The sequence below is a fragment of the Amycolatopsis rhabdoformis genome (assembly GCF_035918295.1).
Lineage (GTDB): Bacteria > Actinomycetota > Actinomycetes > Mycobacteriales > Pseudonocardiaceae > Amycolatopsis > Amycolatopsis rhabdoformis.
The window spans coordinates 8,478,526-8,497,972 of sequence record NZ_CP142149.1; the positions used below are offsets into that span (position 1 = coordinate 8,478,526).

The following is a 19,447-nucleotide window of genomic DNA, read 5'->3' on the forward strand; positions in this document are numbered from 1 at the left end:
TGGCTGAGGAGACGACCATGTCCGAACAGCTCGACGAGCTCGCGGAGGCCATGCACGGCCTCACCCAGGCCCTCGAGGACGACCGGCTCGAACCCGTCCTCTTCGAGGTGATCTGCGCCGAAGCCGTGCGCGCCGTGCCGGGGGCCGACATGGCGAGCGTGACCGTGATCCGCTCGGGCAAGGGCGAGACGGCCGCGACCACCGACCCGCGCGCCGAGCAGGTGGACGCCGCGCAGTACGCCGCCGGCGAGGGCCCGTGCCTGCAGGCGGCGGAGACCGGGGAGATCGTGCGCCTGTCGCTGCCGGCCGCGGACCTCCACTGGCCCGAGTTCACGGACGTGGCCGCCGACCTCGGCATCGGCAGCTACCTGGCGGCGCCGCTGCGCGTCGACGAAAGGCTTTCGGGCGCCCTGAACCTCTTCGGCTTCGGCGACCACGGCTTCCGGGAGCTCGACAGCCAGCTGCTCAAGGTCTACGTCACCGTGGTCACCTTCGGCCTGCGCACGCACCACCGCTACCGCGACGTGCGCTCGCGCGCCGAGCAGCTCGACCACGCCATGAGCTCGCGCGCGGTGATCGAGCAGGCCAAGGGCATGCTCATGGCCATCCACCGCATCGACGCCGACGAGGCCATGAACCGGCTCGTGGTCGAGTCGCAGACCACGAACACCAAGCTGCGCGACATCGCGTTGCGCTTCGTCACCGCGGTGTCCGACAAGGGTGCCTGAGCGTCAGGCGGGCGGAACCGGTGCCGCGCCGTCGAGTGTGGTGCCGGTTGCGCTTCCGGGTGAGCGGTCGAGTGGACTGTCCAAAGTGGCCAGCAGGCGCAGGCGCTGCTCGGACTCGCTGCCCGGCTCGGCGTGGAAGGTGACGAGGGTCTGTCCGGCGTCGCCGGGGATCAGCAGCTTCTCGTAGTGCAGCTCCAGCCGGCCGACCTGCGGGTGCTGCAACACGCTCGTGCCGGTCGACTTCTGCTTCACGTCCTGGCGCGCCCACAGCGTGCGGAAGCGTTCGCTGCGCACGGAAAGCTCGCCGACGAGCTCCACGAGCCGCGGATCGTCCACGTCCGCGCCCGCCACCGACCGCAGGTACGGCACGACCCGCGCGGTCATCGCCTCCCAGTCCACGTACAGCGCGCGCACCTCCGGTTCGAGGAACGCCGCGAGGATGCCGTTGTGGCCCGGCGCGTTGAACGGCGAAAGCGCCACGGCCAGCCGGTTGGCGGCGAGCGAATCCAGGTATCGGCTCTGCACGTACGCCGGGGTGAGCGGCCACGTCGTGATCAGCGTGCGGATGCCTGCGCTCACCTTTTCCGTGCGGCGCGGAGCTCGGCGCGGGGTGGCCGGCGCGGTGCCGAGCTTCAGCAGGTACGCCGTGGCTTCTTCGTCGAGCTGCAGCGCGCTCGCGATGCTGAGCAGCACCTGCTCCGACGGGTGCCGGTCGCGGCCCTGTTCGAGGCGCACGTAGTAGTCGGAGCTCACGCCGGCGAGGAACGCGACCTCCTCGCGCCGCAGCCCGGGCACGCGCCGGTTGCCGGTGCCGGGGATGCCGGCCGCCGCCGGTGTCACGAGCTCCCGGCGGGCCCGCAGGTACTGCGCCAGGGGTCCGCTCATGCCGTCCAGGATAAGGGCCGGTCAGGGCGTCGGCCGGGCTTCTGGGTGGCCCTGTCAGTCCTGGTCTGAAGGCGTCCTGGGCGGCCGGACGCGGACGGCGCAGGGTGAGGGGAGCACTTCGACCAGAGGAATCCTGATGCTCTTCCACAGCCCGTTCGACCGTCACTCCACCGCGTCCGAGGTGATCGACGGGGTCGACCTCACCGGCAAGCGCGCCGTGATCACCGGCGCCGGCGCGGGTCTCGGCACCGAGACCGCCCGCGCGCTCGCGGCCGCCGGCGCCGAGGTCACCCTCGCCGTGCGCCGTCCCGACGCCGGCGCGGAGATCGCCGCCGAGCTGCGCACGAAGACCGGCAACCCGGCGATTCACGTCGCTTCGCTGGACGTGGCCGACCTGGCCTCGATCACGGCGTTCACCAGCGCGTGGACCGGTCCGCTGCACGTGCTGGTGAACAACGCCGGGATCATGGCGCTGCCGGAGCTCGAACGCGGCATCGGCGGTCACGAGCAGCACTTCGCCACCAACTACCTCGGCCACTTCGCCCTCACGCTGGGCCTGCACCGCGCGCTGGCCGACGCCGCCGGCGCCCGCGTGGTCACCGTGTCGTCCAGCGGTCACCTGTTCGCGCCGGTGACGTTCGACGACCTCGACTTCCGTTTCCGCCCCTACGACCCGCTCACCGCCTACGCCCAGTCCAAGACGGCCGAGGTCCTGCTCGCCGTGGAGGCCGACCGCCGCTGGTCGGCCGAGGGCATCCGCGCCAACGCCCTGCACCCCGGCGCGATCGCCACCAACCTGCAGCGCCACACCGGCGGCCTGCGCACGCCCGAGCCGTACCGCAAGACGGTGGAGCAGGGCGCGGCGACCTCGGTGTTCCTCGCCGCGTCGCCGCTGGTGGAGGCGATCGGCGGACGCTACTTCGAGGACGTGAACGAGTCGCCGGTGGTCTCTTCGCGGCCCGCCGGGTTCGGCGTGCCCGGCGTCGCCCCGTACGCGCTGGACCCGGCGAACGCCGAGCGGCTGTGGGAGGTCGCGTTGTCCACCGTGCGGTGACCTGCGCCGGGTAGCGTGCCGCCCGTGGAACCGATCTCCTTTGGCCCGCCGCGCGAGGAGCGAGCCGACGCGGCCCGCAACCGCGCGCACCTGATCGAGGTCGCGCGCACCATGGTCGCCGAACTCGGCGCCGACAAGGTCACGATGGACGGCCTGGCCGAGCGCGCCGGCCTCGGCAAGGGCACGGTCTTCCGCCGCTTCGGCACACGCGCCGGCATCTTCCTCGCGCTGCTCGACGAGGAGGAAGCCGTGTTCCAGCAGCAGGTGCTCAACGGCCCGCCGCCCCTGGGCCCGGGCGCGCCCGCCGTCGACCGCCTCGTCGCCTTCGGCCACGCGCGCATGGAGTTCCTCGTCGAACGCACCGCGCTGGCCCGCGCCGCGCTCGACCCGGGCCAGCCCCGGCCCGTCAACGCGAGCCCTTCGCTGTTCCAGGTCCAGATGCTGCTGCACGAGGCCTGCCCCGACGTCACCGCGATCCGCGCCCTGGCCCTCCAGCTCACGGCGGCCTTGGAAGGCCCGCTGCTCCTGTACTTGCGCGCCTCCGACGCGCCCCCCACCCTGCCCCGCGACCTGGCCGCGGCCTGGACCACCCTCGTCGAGCGCGTCTGCGGTTGATCTTGCCGCGTGGTGTGCCCACCGTCACGCGCTCGCCGAAACGGGGTATAGTCCGTTTATGGGCTTCGGCCGAGGCCCGCTACTGCGTGGAAAGGTACGAACATGCCGCTGACCGGCGAATACGCGCCGAGCCCCTTCGACATGAGCCGCAACCAGGCCGACCTCATCGAGAAGTCCGGCGGCCACGAGGGCAGCGCTCACCCGACCGGCGAACCCGTGATCCTCCTGACCACGGTCGGCGCCAAAACCGGCAAGCTGCGCAAGACCCCGCTGATGCGCGTCGAGCACAACGGCGAGTACGCCGTGGTCGCCTCACTGGGCGGCGCGCCGAAGAACCCGGTCTGGTACCACAACGTCGTCGCCAACCCCCACGTCGAACTCCAGGACGGCCCCGTCAAGAAGGACTACGAAGCCCGCGAAGTCCACGACGCCGAGTACGCCACCTGGTTCGCCCGCGCCGTCGAAGCCTGGCCCGACTACGCCGAATACCAGACCAAGACGACCCGCAAGATGCCCATCTTCGTCCTCACCCCGGTCGACGCCTGACCTCCCGCGCCGCGGCGACCGCCTTCCGCCGCCGCGGCGCGTTTGGTCGGTATTCGCGCGGTGCTTGAGTCGGTGATGGGGTGTCGCCTGGCGTAGTGCGCCCGCTCGATACTCGCGCGCCCGGCCTCGGTGATGGTGTGTCGCTTGCCGTGGTTCGCCCGCTCGATGCTTGCGTGCTGCTTGCCTTGGTGATCGGATTTCGCCCGCGAGGGCGCGTGGGCTCGGTATTCGCGCGTAGTCGGACTCAGAAATCGCGTGTCGCCTGCTCGGTGTCGCGCGTGCCCCGATTCGGTGATCGTGAGTTGCCTGCCATGGCGCGCCTGCAGGAATTCGCCAGCTCGACGACCCGGCGGTGGTGTCGCCGGCCGGGCCGTGCTGGAGATTGGGGTGCGTCCAGCCGTGCCGATCGGGTGTCCTTCGCGGTGGTGGGCGCGGAGAAATCGCGCGCGGTCCTGCAGGCTGCCGAAATTCGGATGCGCCCCGCCCCGGGGATCGGGTGTCATCCAGCGATGACGATCGTGCTGAGCACCCCGCGCGTCGGCGAGTTGCCCGCGGCCCTTGCCGCCCTGCGTGGCTGGCAACGGGACGGCGCGCCGTGGCAGCTCCACCCCGGCGATGTCGGCTGGTTTTGGCGCGCCGGCGCCGAAAACGCGGCTGCCGCGTTGCGTATCTGGCGCTGGGCCGGGGACGTTGTGGCCGTCGGTCTGCTCGACGGTTCCGAGCTGCTCCGCCTCACCCTCGCGCCGGATGTGCGCCGCGACGAAGTCCTGGCCCGCCGGCTTTTCGAGGACGTCACCACCCCGTCCCGAGGCGTCCTCCCCACGGGCCGCGTCGCGGTGGAAGCCCCCGCCGACGCCCTGCTCCGCGACTTGCTGGCCGACGCCGGCTGGCCGCTGGACGAGCCGTGGTCGCCGTTTCGCTGTGACCTCACCGATCCTGTCGCGGACCCCGGCGTCCGCGTCGAGATCGTCGGCCCCGCGCAGGTCTCCGCCCGCACCGCCGTGCACCGCGCGGCCTTCAACAGCCCTCGGTTCACGGCCGACGCTTGGCACACGATGTCCACTGGTCCCGGTTATGCCGACGCCCGCTGCGTTCTCGCCTATGACGCCGACGGAAATCCCGTCGCCGCCGCCACCGTCTGGTCCGCCGGTGCCGGGCGGCCCGGCCTGATCGAACCCCTCGGCGTCGACCCGGCGCACCGCCACCACGGGTATGGCCGCGCCATCACGCTCGCGGCCCAAGCGGCCCTGCGTGATCTCGGCTCGTCCAGTGCTCTGGTCAACACACCGAGCGCCAACGTCGGCGCCGTCGCGACCTACCGCGCGGCGAATTTCGAGCCACTGCCCCCTATCCACGACCGCTACCGCGCGGCGTGAACCGGGTGCTCTCGGGCAGATTCTGAACAGGGACAGCCAGGATCTGCCCGAGAGGCGACGCGCGTCAGCGGACGAAGACACCGATCCCGTTGGCGACGGAGCGTTCGCCGGCCCCGTCGGTGGGACGGTTGCGAACCGTCACCGCGTGCGCGCCGGGGTCGCGGGCCACGAGGGTGGTGGAGCCGCCGCCGTCGAGGTTGACCGCGTTGGCGGCGCCGGCGCGCTGCAGGAGCTGCGCGACCTCCGGGGTGGTCATCCCACCGCTGGTGCCGGGCGCCGCCTGCACCGCGACGAGGAACATCGTGCGGCCGTCGGCGCTGAAACCCGCACCGGTCCGCACCGCCGCGGTCTTGGCATCCTGACCGGCGACGACGGTGCCGTTCTCGAGAATCGGGAAGCCACCGACCGCGAACCGGAACGGCACCCCGCGCCCGGTCGACAGGTCGTACTTCACGGTCACGTGCTGCCCGACCTTGAGCGTCCGCAGCTCATCCGCACCGGCTTCGCGCCCGACCAGCACCGTCTCGTCCGTGGAGATCGCCCCGGCCCCGACGGTGCTACCGACCGCGACGACCTTCCCGTGCCGCAACGTCACCTCGGTGGTGTCCGTGCTGCACGCGGCGCCCCGGCTCGTGTCGGTGCCACACACCGAACGAGCGCGAGAAGTCGCGCCCCACGCGCTGGTGTACGCACCGATTCCACCGACCGGAATCGCGTACTGGTTCAGCCCACCCAACGGCCGCGTCACCGACTTGATCCGCACGCTGCCCTCGAGGCTCGCGTTGCCCAGCCGCCCGACCCCGTCGACCCCGACGCCGAACACCGCCTGCGTCGTGACCCCGGGCGGCATGCCGGGCCCGAACCGCTGCCCGTTCGGCACCGCCGCCTTGAGCGCCCGGCCACGCGCGATCTCGGGCCCGTCGGACGAATCCGTGAACGCGACACCCGGGTGCTGCGCCTCGGTGTTGTTGAAGAAGTCGCCGTTGACCCCGCCCACCGCGCCCAGCGCGTCGGCCATCTGCGACACCCTCTGCGCCTGCGCCACGGCCGGCGGGTGCAGCAGATCCACCGACACGTGCGGATTCCGCAGGTCCACGGTCAGCAACTCACCCTGGATCGCCGCCGCACTCGCCGAACTGCTCGTGAACGACTCGAGCCGCACCCCGGGCGCCACCTGCTCGCTGTCGGTGACATCGAGCCCCGCCCCCGAGACCTCCGAAGCCAACGGGGCCGCCGCCACCGCCGCCACCGCCGTCGCCGGCATCGTCGCCACGGCGGTACCGGCTGTCGCGGCGAGCACCAACGCCACCAACGATCTGCGCAATCTCACGAGCGGGTCCTTTCATCACGGAACGGAGCCCGCCCACTCTTTCGGCCGCCGGTGAGCCCACCCGTCCGTCGCCGTGAACCCGACATGAACAGCACCGGTGAATCCGCCCCCACCTGCCCCGGCTGTCTGTCCAAGACGACCAAGGCACGGCCGATCCCCACAACGAACACGGGAGATCACGACAACCGACAACGATCATTTACCGGACGCCCGACGCCCGAAAGTCATCACCGGCCGAGCGGCGGGCCGGCCGATCGACACCAGCACCTGCCCCGCGCGAGAAAGACACCTCTGACCTGCGGAAAGTGGTGGGCCGCCAGGGGCTCGAACCCTGGACCCGAAGATTAAAAGTCTCCTGCTCTGCCAACTGAGCTAGCGGCCCGCCGGGTCAGTTTAGCGGGCGGGTGCGCGGTCCTCAGCAGGGTGGGCCTTGATCCTCGTCACCTCCCGGGGTGAGCTCGGGGCAGCTTCGGGCCGCGCCGGGATTCCACAATGGACAGGGGCATCACCGGACCCGGTCGTAGACCATGGCCAGCTCGCCGAGGTCCCCGGCTTCGTGGAGGGTGAGCTGCCATTTCGTGGCGGGCAGGCCGTCGTCGAAGAGGCGTTGGCCGCCGCCGGTGATTTCGGGGGTGATCATGAGGTAGAGGCGGTCCAGGAGGTCGGCCTGGAGGAGGGCCTTGATGATCGTGGTGCTGGTGTTGACGAGGATTTCGCCTTCGCCGGTGGCCTTGAGGTCGGTGATCACGTCGGCCGTCGGTGCGTTGGCGATTCTCGTATGGGGCCAGGGGGCTTCGGTGAGCGTGGTGGACAGCACGACCTTTTCCGTGTCCACCAGCCACTTCGCGTAGCCGCGGTCGCGCGGGTCGGCGTCGGGATTGTCGAGCACGGTGGGCCAGAAGCCCAGGAAGCCCTCGGCATTCACGCGGCCGAGGACAGCCGTGGTGGCGTTCTCGTGCAGACGGGCGAGGTGGTTGCGGGCGACCTCGGTCATGGCGTACGGCACGATCGCGGCGAGGTCGCCGGGGCCGCCCGCGCCGTGGTAGCGGCCGTCGAGGGTGATGCTGATGTTGGCGGTGACGGTGCGGGTCATGGCTGTGCTCCCTGGGTGAGGTCGGTCTTGATGGTGTTCGCGAGGTTGTCGAGGACCTGGCCCCAGCCGGTCTCGATGCCGGCGATCTGCGGCGCCGCCTCGACGGTGGTGTCCGTGACATGCAGGCCCAGCCGCAGCCGGGTGCCTTCGGGGGTCTCGTCGAGCTCGAGGTCGTACTCGACCGTGAAGGGCGCTTCGCCCACCACGGCCAGGTCGAACACGAGCCGCTCGTTTTCGGTGGCTTCCTTCACTTGGCCCTCGGACCGGTAGCTCGCCTCGGCGTCACGGAACTCGACCACGGCCGCGCCACACGGCACCGGGTCCAGCACGCACTCGACCATCGCGAACGACGGCGGCGCCCACCAGGACGCCAGCTTCTCCGGCTCCACCCAGTACCGCCACACCACATCCGGCGGCGCGAGCACCACGCGTTCGAACGAGAACTCCCGCCCGTCCGCCCACCGCTCCCGCACCGCCGCCGCCGTGTCGGCGTCGATGGCCTCCTGGTACCGCCGCAGCACATCCCGCTCGCCGGTGTGCGCCTCGACCTTGTCCAGGATCACCTCGAGGTGATCCGCGAACCTCCTCAACGGCACGGCGTCCACCGCGTACACCCGCCTCTGCCCGAGCGGCGTCACGGACACCACCCCGACCTTCGCGAGCGCCTGCAGGTGCTTCGTCGTCTGCGGCTGCCGCAGCCCCGTGAGCTCCGCCAGCTCACCCACGGACCTCGGCCGCACCGCCAGCAACTCGACGATGCGCCACCGCGCTCCGTCCCCCAACGCCGCCGCGATCTCGTTCATGAGGAGAAGTATTCTCCACCACGAATATTCTTGTCAAGGAATACTTCGAGCGAGTTCCTTCGCGACGTGTCTGACCTGGGCGAGCACGTGCTCTGTCGGTCGTGCGAGGTCCAGTACCCGGAGGTGCAGCTTGGTCCCGGACTCCCGCACCGTGTGCGAACCTGCCGCGTCGCCCGCGGCGTAGACGAGATGTCCCTCGGGCACGCCGAGCACCGTGCAGTAGGCCAGCATCTGGTACAGGTCGGCGTGCGCCCGTTCGCCGGTGCGCACCTGCTTGTACTTCGTGTCGAGCACTGCCACCGGCCGGCCGTGCCGTTCCCAGACCAGGTCCGGCCGGATCCGCACCCGACCATCGAGGTCCAGGTGACGAGTCAGCTGGCTGCGAAGCCGGCCGCCGTACGGCTCGAGTTCGTGGCGGAGCGCGGCGGCGAACCAATCCTCGAAAACCCTGTTGAGGTCGAACAAGAAGCCGGTTGCCCTCGTCGCTCCCGCCGGCTGATCGACGCTCTGGCCGGCGCGCACGATGCGTGCGAGCTGAAGCGCAGGTCGGTAGTGCTGTGTCAGCCGGGTCGGCAGGGTCTCGGGCACGGCGTCGCCTGAGAGCAGTGGCGTCACGTCGGCCAGCGTCGTGGTGATCCGGCGGAGGCCGGCGCGGGTCAGGGCCGGCAGCCCGGGTACCCGCAGCAGCCGGTGGGCCGCGGTGAGCAGGATGCGGTTCTCGGCGATGTCGACGGTGTAGTCGTCGTACCGAACCTCCAACGGCACAGCGAAGCCGAGGCGAATGCGGAGCTGGTCTCCCTCACGGATGCGGCCACGCAGGATCGGCAGAGCCTCTTCGACTGTGCGGTAGCCCTGCAGCGCGCCATGCGACAGCGCCTGCCGCGTCGCCGCGTGGAACGACACGGCGATGGCGACAACGAGCTCGTCAACCTCGGCGAGGCCAACGTCGTCGTCCTTCCACCCCGAGGGGTCCTGCGCATAGCCGAGGAGCCAAAGCAACCGGTGGATGCCGATTTTCGGCTTCACCCGTAGCTCGACGTCACCGCATTGAAGCACGCCGACCAGCGAAGACGAGGCGAGCACCGTGCGCTGCTCCAGATCCGCTCCGACCCGCACCGCTTTCGTGCTCCGCAGGCCCTCCGCGACGGCCCGTTGGATCGGGCTGAACGCGAGCGTCTGGTGCTCGTGCAGGGTCAGCCGCCTCACGCGGGTGGCTCGCCGGTCTCTTCGTCAAAGGCGGGTTCGTCACCAGGCGGCTGGAGCGCCGATGAGCCATCGCGCAGGGCTTCGATGCTGTATTGAGCGTGGAGATCGATTCTGTCGCCGATGTGCCGCTCTTCGAGCAGCGGCATGATGTGGTGCTTCCAGATCCGCGCGAGACCCGCCTCGGTACCGACACGCGGGTCCATCAGGTACGACGGCCCGATGGCCGCCTCGCGGTCGGCCACGCGACGGTTGAGAGCGTCGAGCAAGTCCGCGCGGTCAGCAGGTAGCGCACGAGCGCGAAGCCAGCGGCGCAGCATCCCGTCGACGGGGACCTCTCCGGGGAAGAGGCCCTGCCAGGCGAACCGTCGTCGCATCGCCGCGTCCACGAGCGCGATCGACCGGTCGGCGGTGTTCATCGTGCCGATGAAGTAGAGGTTCGCCGGAAGCCGGAAGTCGACCTGCGGCGAATACTGCAGTTGTACGGACCGGTCTCGATACTCGAGGAGGAAGTACAGCTCGCCGAAGACCTTCGCGAGGTTGGCGCGGTTGATCTCGTCGATGATCAGTACGTAGGCCCGCGACGGGTCCTCGCTCGCTTCCTTCGCGAGGAGCTTCAGCGGCCCGTCGCTCAGCTCGAAACCCACGGTGCCTGTCGTGTCGTTGCGTTGTGGACGGAAACCCTCGAAGAAGTCCTCGTACGAATACGAGGGGTGGAACTGAACGAGCCGGTGCACGCCGCCGTTCTGCTCGGTGAGGAATCGGGCCAGCTCTTGCGCCAGGTAGGTCTTGCCCGTTCCCGGTGGCCCGTACAGGATTATCTGCTTCTTGTCGCCAAGTAGATCGACTGTTTCGGAAAGCCACTCGAGATCGACGAACAGCTCTTCAGCCAGGCCGGTCGTCGGCTGCGGAAGGACAACGAAGTCGCTCGAGACCGGCTCTGGCGCTACGTCGGTGATGTCGGCTTCGGGTTTCGCCAATGCGAGGAACTCGGCGACGTCCGGGCCGAGGCTGCTGACGGTCATCTGGCCGGAGAGCCGATCTCGGGTGGCGACGGAGAGCTGATCGCGCTTGAACGGGTCGGCGGCGTTGAACCAGGTCACGGCGCGCCGGTGTCCGCTGGCCCGGTCGGGTGTCTCTGTCCAGGTCACCGCGCCGTCGATCGAACCGACGTACACGTTGGCGCCGTCGACGGTCGCGACGAGGTCACCTGGCCGCATCTGGTTGAAGAACCGGTCGAGCACACCGACGTGCACCGCGCGCTGCCGGCTCGTGAGATCAGGGACCTTCTCCGTGAAGAGGGCATCGAGGTCGCTTCGGGTCGCGCCGGCGGGAATCTCGTCGAACTCCGAGTAGGCGAGCGAGCAGTAGCCTTCCGCCAGCCACTCCGGCACCAGGTTGCGGCCTTGTACGTTGGCCCCGCGCACGAGCCAGCCACGATCCTGCTGCTCGGCGCCTTCGGCCGGCCCTTGCCAGCGCCGGACGATCTCGCGGTCGTAGAAGTCGATGCGCTCACCGCGCTGGTGTTCGAGCACTTCGCGCAATGCTGCGAGATCGCGATCTTCGTCGCCGGTCGGGTTCGGGATCTCGGTGCCGAGCTTCTTGAGGATCAGCTGCTTGTGGCCGCGTGAGGTGATCCGTTCGAAGGTAGCCGGAAAAGCCAGGTGGAGGAGTACGTTGCGCTGGGTGTACGCCGATTTCAGGGGGACCGCGTCGACGACTTCGCGGAACTTCCACGGATCCGTGAGGGCGTTCTGCCGCTCGGCTGGGTCGAGCGCTTTCCACGCCACGACGAACCGGACGAGCCACGCGAGCTGCACCGGCCGCTGTGTGCGGTAGGCAACGCCCGCGCGGCCGAAGCCACCGTCCAGCTCTTCATCGAGTTCCAGCGGGATCTGGACCGGATCGGACGCGAACGCCAGCACGGTCTGGAGGAGTTCACGCTTCGCTGTGCCGCCGAAGTCGCTCGGCGCCAGAAGGTGCAGGTAGATGATTTCGGCCATGAGCTGAACGGCCTCCGGCGACGCTCCGGCCAGCTGCCGTCCGAGCTTCTTCTCGAACCGGGCTCTGCCCAGCTCGGGCGAGTTCACGAACCGCTCGACGAGCGCCTCGGCGTTGGTTCTCGTCCACACCGCTCGTCCCGGCGTGAACACGGAGTTGTCGTGTGCGAGGCCGGCGTCGATCACGCGCCGAGCTGCTGTGTACGGACGGTCGATCTGATCGGGCACGGTTGAGGACCTCCGGTGCGGAGCGCGGCAGCAGCGACGACAGAGAACTCGGTCGACGACGGCGATCCGTTACGCACGGCAGGCACGGGAGCGTGAAGAGCCGACAGTCGCGATCACTGACAACAAGAAACCCAGGAAACTCAGCCCTGCGACCCCTTGACCCTCGCAGCTTCCTTCCTCACCTCAGCCTGCGTAGCCCTCTCCCTCTCCAGCCACTCCGGCTCCTCCGCCTTGATCTCCTCGATCTGCTCCGTCGTCAGCGGCTCCGTGAGCCCCGCGCGCGACAGCCCGCCGATCGAGATCCCCAGCTTCGCCGCCACCACCGGACGCGGGTGCGGGCCGTTGCGCCGCAGGTCGCGGAGCCATTCGGGCGGGTCGGTCTGGAGGGTGTTGAGCTCGTCGCGCGTGACGGGGCCCGCCTGGAACTCCGAGGGGGTCGCCTCGAGGTAGACGCCGAGCTTCTTCGCGGCGGTGGCGGGCTTCATCGTCTGAGGGGTCTTGCGCGAGGTCATGGGGGTCAGGGTAACCACCGTCGGTAACCTGGCCTGCGTGACCGGCCCGGACGCACCACCTTCGTTCACGCTCGGCTACGTCCCGGGTGTCACTCCCGGCAAGTGGGTGCGCACGTGGCAGGAGCGCCTGCCGCGGGTTCCGCTGGTCCTGGAAAGCCTCGACCCGCGCGAAGCCGTCGCGAAGATCCACGCTCGCGAAGTCGACGCGGCGCTGCTTCGCCTGCCCATTGATCGCACCGGGCTGCACGCGATTCCGCTCTACACCGAGACCACCGTGGTCGTGGTGCCGAAGGACCACCTGGTGGCGGCCGCCGACGAGGTCACGCCCGAGGACCTGGCCGAAGAGCTCGTGCTCCACGCCCACGACGACACCCTCGACTGGCCCGGATACCGGCCCGACCGGCCAGAGCCGCTCGGCAAACGGCCTGATCACCGGCCCGACACCACGGCCGACGCGATCGAGCTCGTCGCCGCCGGCGTCGGGCTGCTCGTGGTGCCGCAGTCGCTCGCCCGGTTGCACCACCGCCGCGACCTCACCTACCGCCCGCTCGCCGACGTCCCCGAGTCGCGCGTGGCGCTGTCCTGGCTCGAGGACGAGACCACGGACCTGGTGGAACAGTTCATCGGCATCGTCCGCGGCCGCACGGTCAACAGCACCCGCGGCAACGCACCCGCCCCGGTCAAGAAAACCAAGCCCAAACCACAACCCACCACCAAGAAACAACCGCCCAAGCGCGGCAAACCCCGCCGCCGCTCCTGATCCGCCTCGGCCATTCGGCCGAACCTCACCACCGAACCCCGGCCGAACGGCCCCGCCACCCCGGCCGTTCAGATGATCAACACCGCGCCCGTTCCCACCAGGCTCTGAATCCGACCGAAAGATCGGAAACCGGAGCACGGGGTGACTGGGGACATGCTGCAGCGCAACAAAGGCCGACTACTCGTCGCCGCCGCGATCATCGGGGGAGTGCTCGCCGTCGTCGGCAGCTTCGGCCCGGTCGACCTGCAGGTGTACCGCTTCGGCGCCGAAGCCGTGCTCCGCGGCGGCGACCTCTACGGCCAGTTGCCCGCCACCACTTCCGGCTTCCCACTGCCGTTCATCTACCCGCCGTTCGCGGCCGTCGTCTTCACCGTGATGACGCTCCCGCCCCTCGCCGTTTCCGCCGTGCTGATGGATCTCGTCTCCGTCGCCGCCCTCTGGATCACGCTCTACGCGACCGTCCGCCGCGTCCTCCCCAAGCTGCACGCACCGGGCACCGGGCACCGCCACCGTCCTCACCGCCGCCGCGATGGCACTGGAACCCGTTCGCTCCACCCTTTCCTTCGGGCAGATCAACCTCGTCCTCATGGCCCTGGTCGCCGTGGACCTCCTGATGCCCAACCCGCGCTGGCCCCGTGGCATCGGCGTCGGCATCGCCGCCGCGATCAAGGTGACGCCCGCCGGCTTTCTGCTGTTCTTCTTGCTCACCAAGGATTTCCGCTCCGCCCGCAACGCGCTGATCGCCGGTGCCGCCGCCACCGCGCTCGGTTTCCTCGTCGCTCCGGCGGCTTCCGTCAAGTACTTCCTCGGCGGCGGCCTCACCGGCGCGGCCGGCCTCAGTGGCTCGCCCTACGCCACCAACCAGACGATCGAAGGCGCGCTCCACCGCCTCAACCTGCCGCCGTTGCCCTACCACGTGCTCTGGCTCGGCCTCTCCGCTTTCGTCCTCGGCGCCGCCGTGGTGGTGATGCGCCGCGTCGACCCGCCGCTCGCCTTCGTGGTCAACGCGACGGCCGTGCTCGTCCTCTCGCCGATCTCGTGGTCGCACCACTGGGTCTGGACCGCGCCGGCGCTACTGATCCTCGCCACGCGCGTGCGCACCATCGGGCAGGCCGCGGCACTCGCCGCCGGCACGCTCGTGTTCATCGCCGCGCCCCACGCGTTCCTGCCGTCGAGCGATTTCCGCGAGTTCGCGTGGACGCCCTGGCAGCACCTCGTCGGCGACTCCTACCTCCTGCTCGCTCTCGGTTTCCTCGCCTGGCTGGTGGTCGTGACGCAACCGGCTTCGGTCGTCCTCGAAGAACGGAAACCGATTTCCCCACTCACCGAACAGAATTCATCATCGCGAGCCGCTGAAACAGAACAATTGCCTTCTCCGTCGAGTGAGCGCGGCAAACAATCGGTCACGCCGCCGAGCGCCGCCGCGGGCCGCTCAGGGCCGAGTCGGTGAACGCACTGCTCTGTTCGGGCGAACTGCCGCGAGCGGCTCCCGGCCTGCGCGAACGGCCCTCTCGCGCGCGGTGATCACACGCAGCGTCACATCGGGAAATGCGCAGAGTGGCGACAGGCCGGAAAACCCTCGTCAACCGGCTGCCGCGAGGGCCTATTAGCACTCCGCCAGGGCACTGGTGCTCGCAGCCGTCCTGTGATGGCGCTAATATCCGGGTCCCGTCATCCAGGCATGGGGGATCGGCCTAGCTGCCTTTTCGCCGAAACCCGCGTGCAGGAGCAGAGGTACACCAACCCGGCGCACGGCCTGCCACCAACCGGACGCGAGGACTTGAAGCCATGTCGGAACAACTGCCCGCCCGCCACGCGCAGCAGCGCGGGCGCGCCGTCCCGGCCGCGGTCGCGGTCCCGGTGACGGCGGTCGTCGCCGGTGCGCTGTGGGCGTGGGTGACGTTGGAGGTGCCCGAGCAGAACCGGGTGCTCGTCGCCGTCGTCGCCGCGATCACCTGGGTCGCGCTCGTCGCCGCCGTCTACCTCGCCACGCGCGGCGTGTCGGCGCTGACCGACGCCGAGGAGCGCGCGCGCAACGCCGACGTGCGCACGAAGACCGAGGCCTACAACCACACGGCGACCAAGGTCGAGCTCGGCATCATGGTCGACCAGGACCTGCCCGCGGTGGTCAACCGCCTGCGTGACGGCACCAGCGCCGCCGACGTCTACAACTCCACGCAGCTGCCCGAAGATCCGCTGCAGAACCGGATCATGCGCTTCGTGATCGACGAGGTCGCCCACGGTGAGCGCCGTCGCGCCGCCGCCACGGCCGCGTGCGCCAACGCCGCCGGCCGCGTGCAGGCCCTGTCCACCAGCATCCTCGCCGACCTGCGCGAGATGGAGAACCACTGCCCCGAGGACCTGCTCGGCGACGTGCTGAAGGTCGACCACAGCACCGCGCAGGCCGGCCGCCTCGCCGACTCGATCGCGGTGCTCACGGGCGCGCGCTCGGGCCGCCGCTGGGCGAAGCCGATCCGCATGGAGAGCATCCTGCGCGGCGCCATGGGCCGCATCGGCGCCTACACCCGCGTGCGCATCCACTCCACCAGCGGCAGCGCCATCGCCGGGTACGCGGCCGAGGACGTGATGCACGCGCTGGCCGAGCTCATGGACAACGCCACCAAGTTCTCCGCGCCGTCCGAAGAGGTCCACGTCTACGTCGAAGACCTGCACAACGGCGCCGTGATCACGATCGAGGACGGCGGCCTCGGCATGAAGCCGCAGGCCCTCCTGCGCGCGGAAATCGCCGTGGCGCAGAACGAAAAGCTCGACCTCACCACGATCTCCGGCACACGCCTCGGCCTCGCCGTGGTGGGCCAGCTCGCCCGCAAGCACCAGCTGCACGTGTTCTTCCGCCCGTCTTCGCGCGGCGGCACGGGCGTGGTCCTGCGCATCCCCAACCACCTGATCACGCAGCCGCGCACCGACCCGTTCTCCGACCCGATCAAGGACTCCCGGCCGCGCCGCGAAGCGCTGGTCAGCTCCGTGCGCACCGAGGAGCGCGAGTCCACGCACGGCACGCTGGAGCCCGTGCTCTCGGAGACCGGCGGCCTGCCGAAGCGCCCGCGCGGGCAGACGCTCGCCGCCTCGCGCCAGCTCGCGCCGAGCCCCGGCCCGCGGCCCACCAACCGCACCCACGGTGACAGCGGCGCCCGGTTCGGGGCCTTCCAGCAGAGCCGCACGCGCAGGGTCGCCACCGGTCCGGCCGAGTCGCAGGCGGACGCCGATGACAACGACTGAGCCCCTGCCGCACCGCAACCCCGAGATTGGAGTGAGGGGGCGAGCGTTTTCCGCCCCCGGATCCTCGATGACCCACAACACGAACCTCGAATGGCTCCTGGAGAACCTCGTCGGCAACACGCCGGGAGCCGTCCACGCGCTGGTGCTGTCGAAAGACGGCCTCAAGCTCTGCCACACCGCCGGCCTCACCGTGGACAAGGCCGACCAGCTGGCCGCGATCGCTGCCGGGGTGCAGGCGCTCTCGCACGGCGCGTCCGCCGAGTTCGGTGACGGCAGCGGCGGCGTGCGCAACTCGATGACCGAGTTCCACGGCGGCATCCTCTTCATCGTCGAAGCCGGCATCGGCGCGCACCTCGCGGTGATCGCCGCCGAGGACGCCGACGTCGGCCTGATCGGCCACAACATGGACGAGCTGGTCGAGCAGATCGGCGCGTTCCTCACCGCGGCACCGCGCTACGCGCAGGCCGGTCCGACGGCATGATCCGCCGCGCTGTCGAGGAAGAGGACCCCGACCGCCTCTACACGCTCACCGGCGGGCGCAGCCGCACGGCGGATCTCGAGCTCGACCTCGTCACGATCATCGTCGCCGAGTCGGCGCCGTCGGCCGGGATGCAGTCCGAGCACGTGCGCATCCTGCGGATCACCTCGCACCCGACGTCGGTCGTCGAGCTCTCCTCGGAGCTCTCGCTGCCGGTGAGCGTGGTGAAGATCCTGGTCACGGATCTGCTCGACAGCGGCAAGGTCTCGGCCCGTCACCCCTCTTCGGCGCTGCAGCGCGCGTCCATCCCCGACTCCGAATTCCTCAAGAAGGTGCTCGTTGGACTCCGCAATCTCTGAACGCACCCCTCGCGCCCCGCTGGCCGCCACGGCCGCCGACGGGTTGAAGATCGTGATCGTGGGGGGCTTCGGCGTCGGCAAGACCACGATGGTCCGGTCCGTGAGCGAGATCCGGCCGCTGAGCACCGAAGAGACGATGACGCAGGCCGGCGTCGGCATCGACCAGGGCCCGCAGGGCAAGACCACCACCACGGTCGCGTTCGACTTCGGCCGCATCAGCCTCGACGAGCGCATGGTGCTGTACTTGTTCGGCGCGCCGGGGCAGGAGCGGTTCTGGTTCCTCTGGGACCGGCTGTTCTCCGGCACGCTCGGCGCGGTGGTGCTCGTGGACACCCGCCGCCTGTCCGACTCGTGGTACGCCATCGACCGGCTCGAGCACCACGGCACGCCGTTCATCGTGGCGCGCAACAACTTCGAGCCGCCGGCCCACGACCTCAGCCAGGTGCGCGACGCGCTCGACCTGTCCCCCCACGTGCCCTTGATCGACTGCGACGCGCGGCGCCGCGACTCGTCCAAGCAGGTGCTGATCTCGCTCGTCGACCACCTCTACTCGTTGTCCACCGCCCGGGAGAACCAGCCGTGACCGACCACCGGCCTGAAGTGTCCACAGAGGACTTCGTCAAGCTCTACGGCGCTCAGTTCCAGGAAGATCCGGCCACGATCTACGGCCGCATCCGCCAGGAGTACGGCGGCGTCGCCCCGGTGCTGCTCGACGGTGACATCCCCGCGTGGCTGGTGTGCGGCTACCGCGAGGTGCACCAGGTCACGAGCGATTCCGTGCTGTTCGCGCGCGACACGCGCCGCTGGAACCAGTGGGAGAACGTGCCGGCCGACTGGCCGCTGCTGCCGTACGTGATGCACAACCCGTCGGTGATGTTCACCGAGGCGCTGGAGCACCGGCGCCGCGCGGGCGCGATCGGCGACGCACTGTCCGCAGTGGACCAGTTCGACCTGCGCTCGCACTGCGAGACGATCGCCGACCGGCTCATCGACACGTTCGCCGGCACGGGCGAGGCCGACCTCATCACGCAGTTCGCGATGCAGATTCCCTTGCTGGCCATCGCGAAGATGTACGGCATGCCCGAGGCCGAGACCCCGGCGCTGGTCCGCGACGTCGCCATCTCCCTCGACGTGGGCCCCGACGCGATCCCGGCGTACGGCCGCGTGCAGGAGGCCATGGGCCGGCTGCTGGCGCTCAAGCACCGGCACCCCGGCCACGACGTTCCTTCGCACATGGCCCAGAACCCCGCGGGGCTCACCGACGCCGAGATCGTGCAGGACCTGCTGGTGGTCACGGCCGCGGCGCAGCAGCCCACGGCCAACTGGATCGGCAACACCATCCGCCTGATGCTCACCGACGACCGCTTCGCGATGACGCTCTCGGGCGGCCGCGGCAGCGTCGGCGAGGCCCTCAACGAGGTCCTCTGGCACGACACGCCCACCCAGAACTTCATCGGCCGCTTCGCCACGCGCGACACGCAGCTCGGCGGCCGCCGCATCCGCACCGGCGACCTGCTCGTGCTCGGCCTCGCCGCCGCGAACGCCGACCCGCACGTGCGCCCCGACCTCAGCGGCGGCGCCGTGGGCAACCACGCGCACATGTCGTTCGGCCACGGCGAGCACGGCTGCCCGCACCCCGCGCCCGAGGTCGCCGAGGTCATCGCCCGCACCACCGTCGAGGTGCTGCTCGACCGCCTGCCCGACCTCACGCTTTCGGTGCCCGACGATGCCCTGAAGTGGCAACGGTCGATGTGGATGCGCGGGCTGGAGTCCCTGCCCGTCACGTTCACCCCGACGTACGTGGCCGGGCACGCGGTGAGCTGGGGCTGAGGCGCGGTGCCCAAGGCCACCACCCTCGACGAGTACCTGGCCGAGTTCGCCGGCCCGGCGCGCGAGCTGCTCGACCAGCTCCACGCGCTGGCCCGCGAGGCCGTGCCGGAGGCGGACGTGGCCATCAAGTGGGGTCACCCCGCATGGGTCCACCCGGCGGGCACGATCCTGTTCGTGATCAGCGGCCACGCGAAACACGTGAACTTCACGTTCACGCCCAGCACCCGCGAGGCCTTCGACCCCGAGCTCACCACCGTCGAAACCGGCAAGGGCACGGTCAAACTCCCTTACGGCACACCGGTTCCGACGGACCTCCTCCACCGCATGATCGCCTACCGCGTCCGCGAGTTCGAACACGACGGCGTGCGCTGGATGTGACCGCGCCAGGTGTGACAGCGTTGGCTACG

At 70.1% G+C, this 19,447-nt stretch carries 20 protein-coding genes and 1 tRNA gene; 13 read left to right on the top strand and 8 right to left on the bottom strand.

Annotated elements, in window-relative coordinates:
- Window positions 1–17: 17 nt before the first annotated feature.
- Window positions 18–728, top strand: a complete 711-nt coding sequence (locus VSH64_RS39235) for a GAF and ANTAR domain-containing protein (protein WP_326567805.1) — start codon at window positions 18–20, stop codon at window positions 726–728.
- Between the two features lie 3 nt (window positions 729–731).
- On the opposite strand, the gene VSH64_RS39240 is transcribed toward VSH64_RS39235, so the two are convergent.
- On the bottom strand, window positions 732–1,613 hold the full coding sequence (locus tag VSH64_RS39240; RefSeq protein WP_326567806.1) for a helix-turn-helix domain-containing protein: 882 nt from the start codon (window positions 1,611–1,613) through the stop codon (window positions 732–734).
- Window positions 1,614–1,749: 136 nt separating this feature from the next.
- Here VSH64_RS39240 and VSH64_RS39245 point away from each other — a divergent pair, with 136 nt between their 5' ends.
- The 4 genes from VSH64_RS39245 to VSH64_RS39260 all read left to right on the top strand — a co-directional run bounded on the left by VSH64_RS39245 (window position 1,750) and on the right by VSH64_RS39260 (window position 5,204).
- Entirely contained in the window at window positions 1,750–2,667 is a 918-nt protein-coding gene (locus tag VSH64_RS39245; RefSeq protein WP_326567807.1) for an SDR family NAD(P)-dependent oxidoreductase, read from the top strand.
- 24 nt (window positions 2,668–2,691) lie between these two features.
- Window positions 2,692–3,282 (top strand): TetR/AcrR family transcriptional regulator, encoded by a 591-nt coding sequence (locus VSH64_RS39250; protein ID WP_326567808.1) that lies wholly within the window; start codon window positions 2,692–2,694, stop codon window positions 3,280–3,282.
- Window positions 3,283–3,384: 102 nt separating this feature from the next.
- Complete coding sequence (locus tag VSH64_RS39255) at window positions 3,385–3,828, top strand: nitroreductase family deazaflavin-dependent oxidoreductase (RefSeq protein ID WP_326567809.1); 444 nt, start codon at window positions 3,385–3,387, stop codon at window positions 3,826–3,828.
- A gap of 95 nt (window positions 3,829–3,923) precedes the next feature.
- Window positions 3,924–5,204, top strand: a complete 1,281-nt coding sequence (locus tag VSH64_RS39260) for a GNAT family N-acetyltransferase (protein WP_326567810.1) — start codon at window positions 3,924–3,926, stop codon at window positions 5,202–5,204.
- A 64-nt stretch (window positions 5,205–5,268) separates the two neighbouring features.
- Here VSH64_RS39260 and VSH64_RS39265 read toward each other — a convergent pair whose 3' ends face one another.
- The 7 genes from VSH64_RS39265 to VSH64_RS39295 form a co-directional block, all read right to left on the bottom strand.
- The gene (locus VSH64_RS39265) at window positions 5,269–6,534 is read right to left on the bottom strand and encodes a phosphodiester glycosidase family protein (protein ID WP_326567811.1); all 1,266 of its coding nucleotides are present in this window, start codon (window positions 6,532–6,534) and stop codon (window positions 5,269–5,271) included.
- A gap of 306 nt (window positions 6,535–6,840) precedes the next feature.
- A tRNA-Lys gene (locus VSH64_RS39270) sits at window positions 6,841–6,916 on the bottom strand.
- Window positions 6,917–7,039: 123 nt separating this feature from the next.
- Complete coding sequence (locus tag VSH64_RS39275) at window positions 7,040–7,627, bottom strand: dihydrofolate reductase family protein (RefSeq protein WP_326567812.1); 588 nt, start codon at window positions 7,625–7,627, stop codon at window positions 7,040–7,042.
- Window positions 7,624–8,430, bottom strand: a complete 807-nt coding sequence (locus VSH64_RS39280; protein ID WP_326567813.1) for a metalloregulator ArsR/SmtB family transcription factor — start codon at window positions 8,428–8,430, stop codon at window positions 7,624–7,626. Before VSH64_RS39280 ends, VSH64_RS39275 begins: the two co-directional genes overlap by 4 nt.
- Before the next feature lie 33 nt (window positions 8,431–8,463).
- A complete protein-coding gene (locus VSH64_RS39285; RefSeq protein ID WP_326567814.1) occupies window positions 8,464–9,636 on the bottom strand; it encodes an McrC family protein in 1,173 nt (390 codons plus the stop codon).
- Window positions 9,633–11,723, bottom strand: coding sequence for an McrB family protein (locus tag VSH64_RS39290; RefSeq protein ID WP_326567815.1), 2,091 nt, complete (start codon window positions 11,721–11,723; stop codon window positions 9,633–9,635). Before VSH64_RS39290 ends, VSH64_RS39285 begins: the two co-directional genes overlap by 4 nt.
- A gap of 278 nt (window positions 11,724–12,001) precedes the next feature.
- On the bottom strand, window positions 12,002–12,373 hold the full coding sequence (locus VSH64_RS39295; protein ID WP_326567816.1) for a DUF5997 family protein: 372 nt from the start codon (window positions 12,371–12,373) through the stop codon (window positions 12,002–12,004).
- A 37-nt stretch (window positions 12,374–12,410) separates the two neighbouring features.
- Here VSH64_RS39295 and VSH64_RS39300 point away from each other — a divergent pair, with 37 nt between their 5' ends.
- The 8 genes from VSH64_RS39300 (at window position 12,411) to VSH64_RS39335 (ending at window position 19,418) form a co-directional block, all read left to right on the top strand.
- Window positions 12,411–13,133, top strand: a complete 723-nt coding sequence (locus VSH64_RS39300) for a LysR family substrate-binding domain-containing protein (RefSeq protein WP_326567817.1) — start codon at window positions 12,411–12,413, stop codon at window positions 13,131–13,133.
- A gap of 529 nt (window positions 13,134–13,662) precedes the next feature.
- On the top strand, window positions 13,663–14,583 hold the full coding sequence (locus VSH64_RS39305; RefSeq protein WP_326567818.1) for a glycosyltransferase 87 family protein: 921 nt from the start codon (window positions 13,663–13,665) through the stop codon (window positions 14,581–14,583).
- A gap of 338 nt (window positions 14,584–14,921) precedes the next feature.
- Window positions 14,922–16,373 carry a sensor histidine kinase gene (locus tag VSH64_RS39310; RefSeq protein ID WP_326567819.1) on the top strand — a complete coding sequence of 484 codons (1,452 nt, stop codon included), beginning with the start codon at window positions 14,922–14,924 and terminating at the stop codon, window positions 16,371–16,373.
- Between the two features lie 67 nt (window positions 16,374–16,440).
- Window positions 16,441–16,854 carry a roadblock/LC7 domain-containing protein gene (locus tag VSH64_RS39315; RefSeq protein ID WP_326567820.1) on the top strand — a complete coding sequence of 138 codons (414 nt, stop codon included), beginning with the start codon at window positions 16,441–16,443 and terminating at the stop codon, window positions 16,852–16,854.
- Window positions 16,851–17,210 (top strand): DUF742 domain-containing protein, encoded by a 360-nt coding sequence (locus tag VSH64_RS39320; protein WP_326567821.1) that lies wholly within the window; start codon window positions 16,851–16,853, stop codon window positions 17,208–17,210. The genes VSH64_RS39315 and VSH64_RS39320 overlap by 4 nt, the downstream gene beginning before the upstream one ends.
- Window positions 17,211–17,262: 52 nt before the next feature.
- The gene (locus VSH64_RS39325; protein WP_326838154.1) at window positions 17,263–17,793 is read left to right on the top strand and encodes a GTP-binding protein; all 531 of its coding nucleotides are present in this window, start codon (window positions 17,263–17,265) and stop codon (window positions 17,791–17,793) included.
- Window positions 17,790–19,040 carry a cytochrome P450 gene (locus tag VSH64_RS39330; protein ID WP_326567822.1) on the top strand — a complete coding sequence of 417 codons (1,251 nt, stop codon included), beginning with the start codon at window positions 17,790–17,792 and terminating at the stop codon, window positions 19,038–19,040. Before VSH64_RS39325 ends, VSH64_RS39330 begins: the two co-directional genes overlap by 4 nt.
- A gap of 6 nt (window positions 19,041–19,046) precedes the next feature.
- Window positions 19,047–19,418 (top strand): iron chaperone, encoded by a 372-nt coding sequence (locus VSH64_RS39335; protein WP_326567823.1) that lies wholly within the window; start codon window positions 19,047–19,049, stop codon window positions 19,416–19,418.
- The last annotated feature ends 29 nt before the right edge of the window (window positions 19,419–19,447 follow it).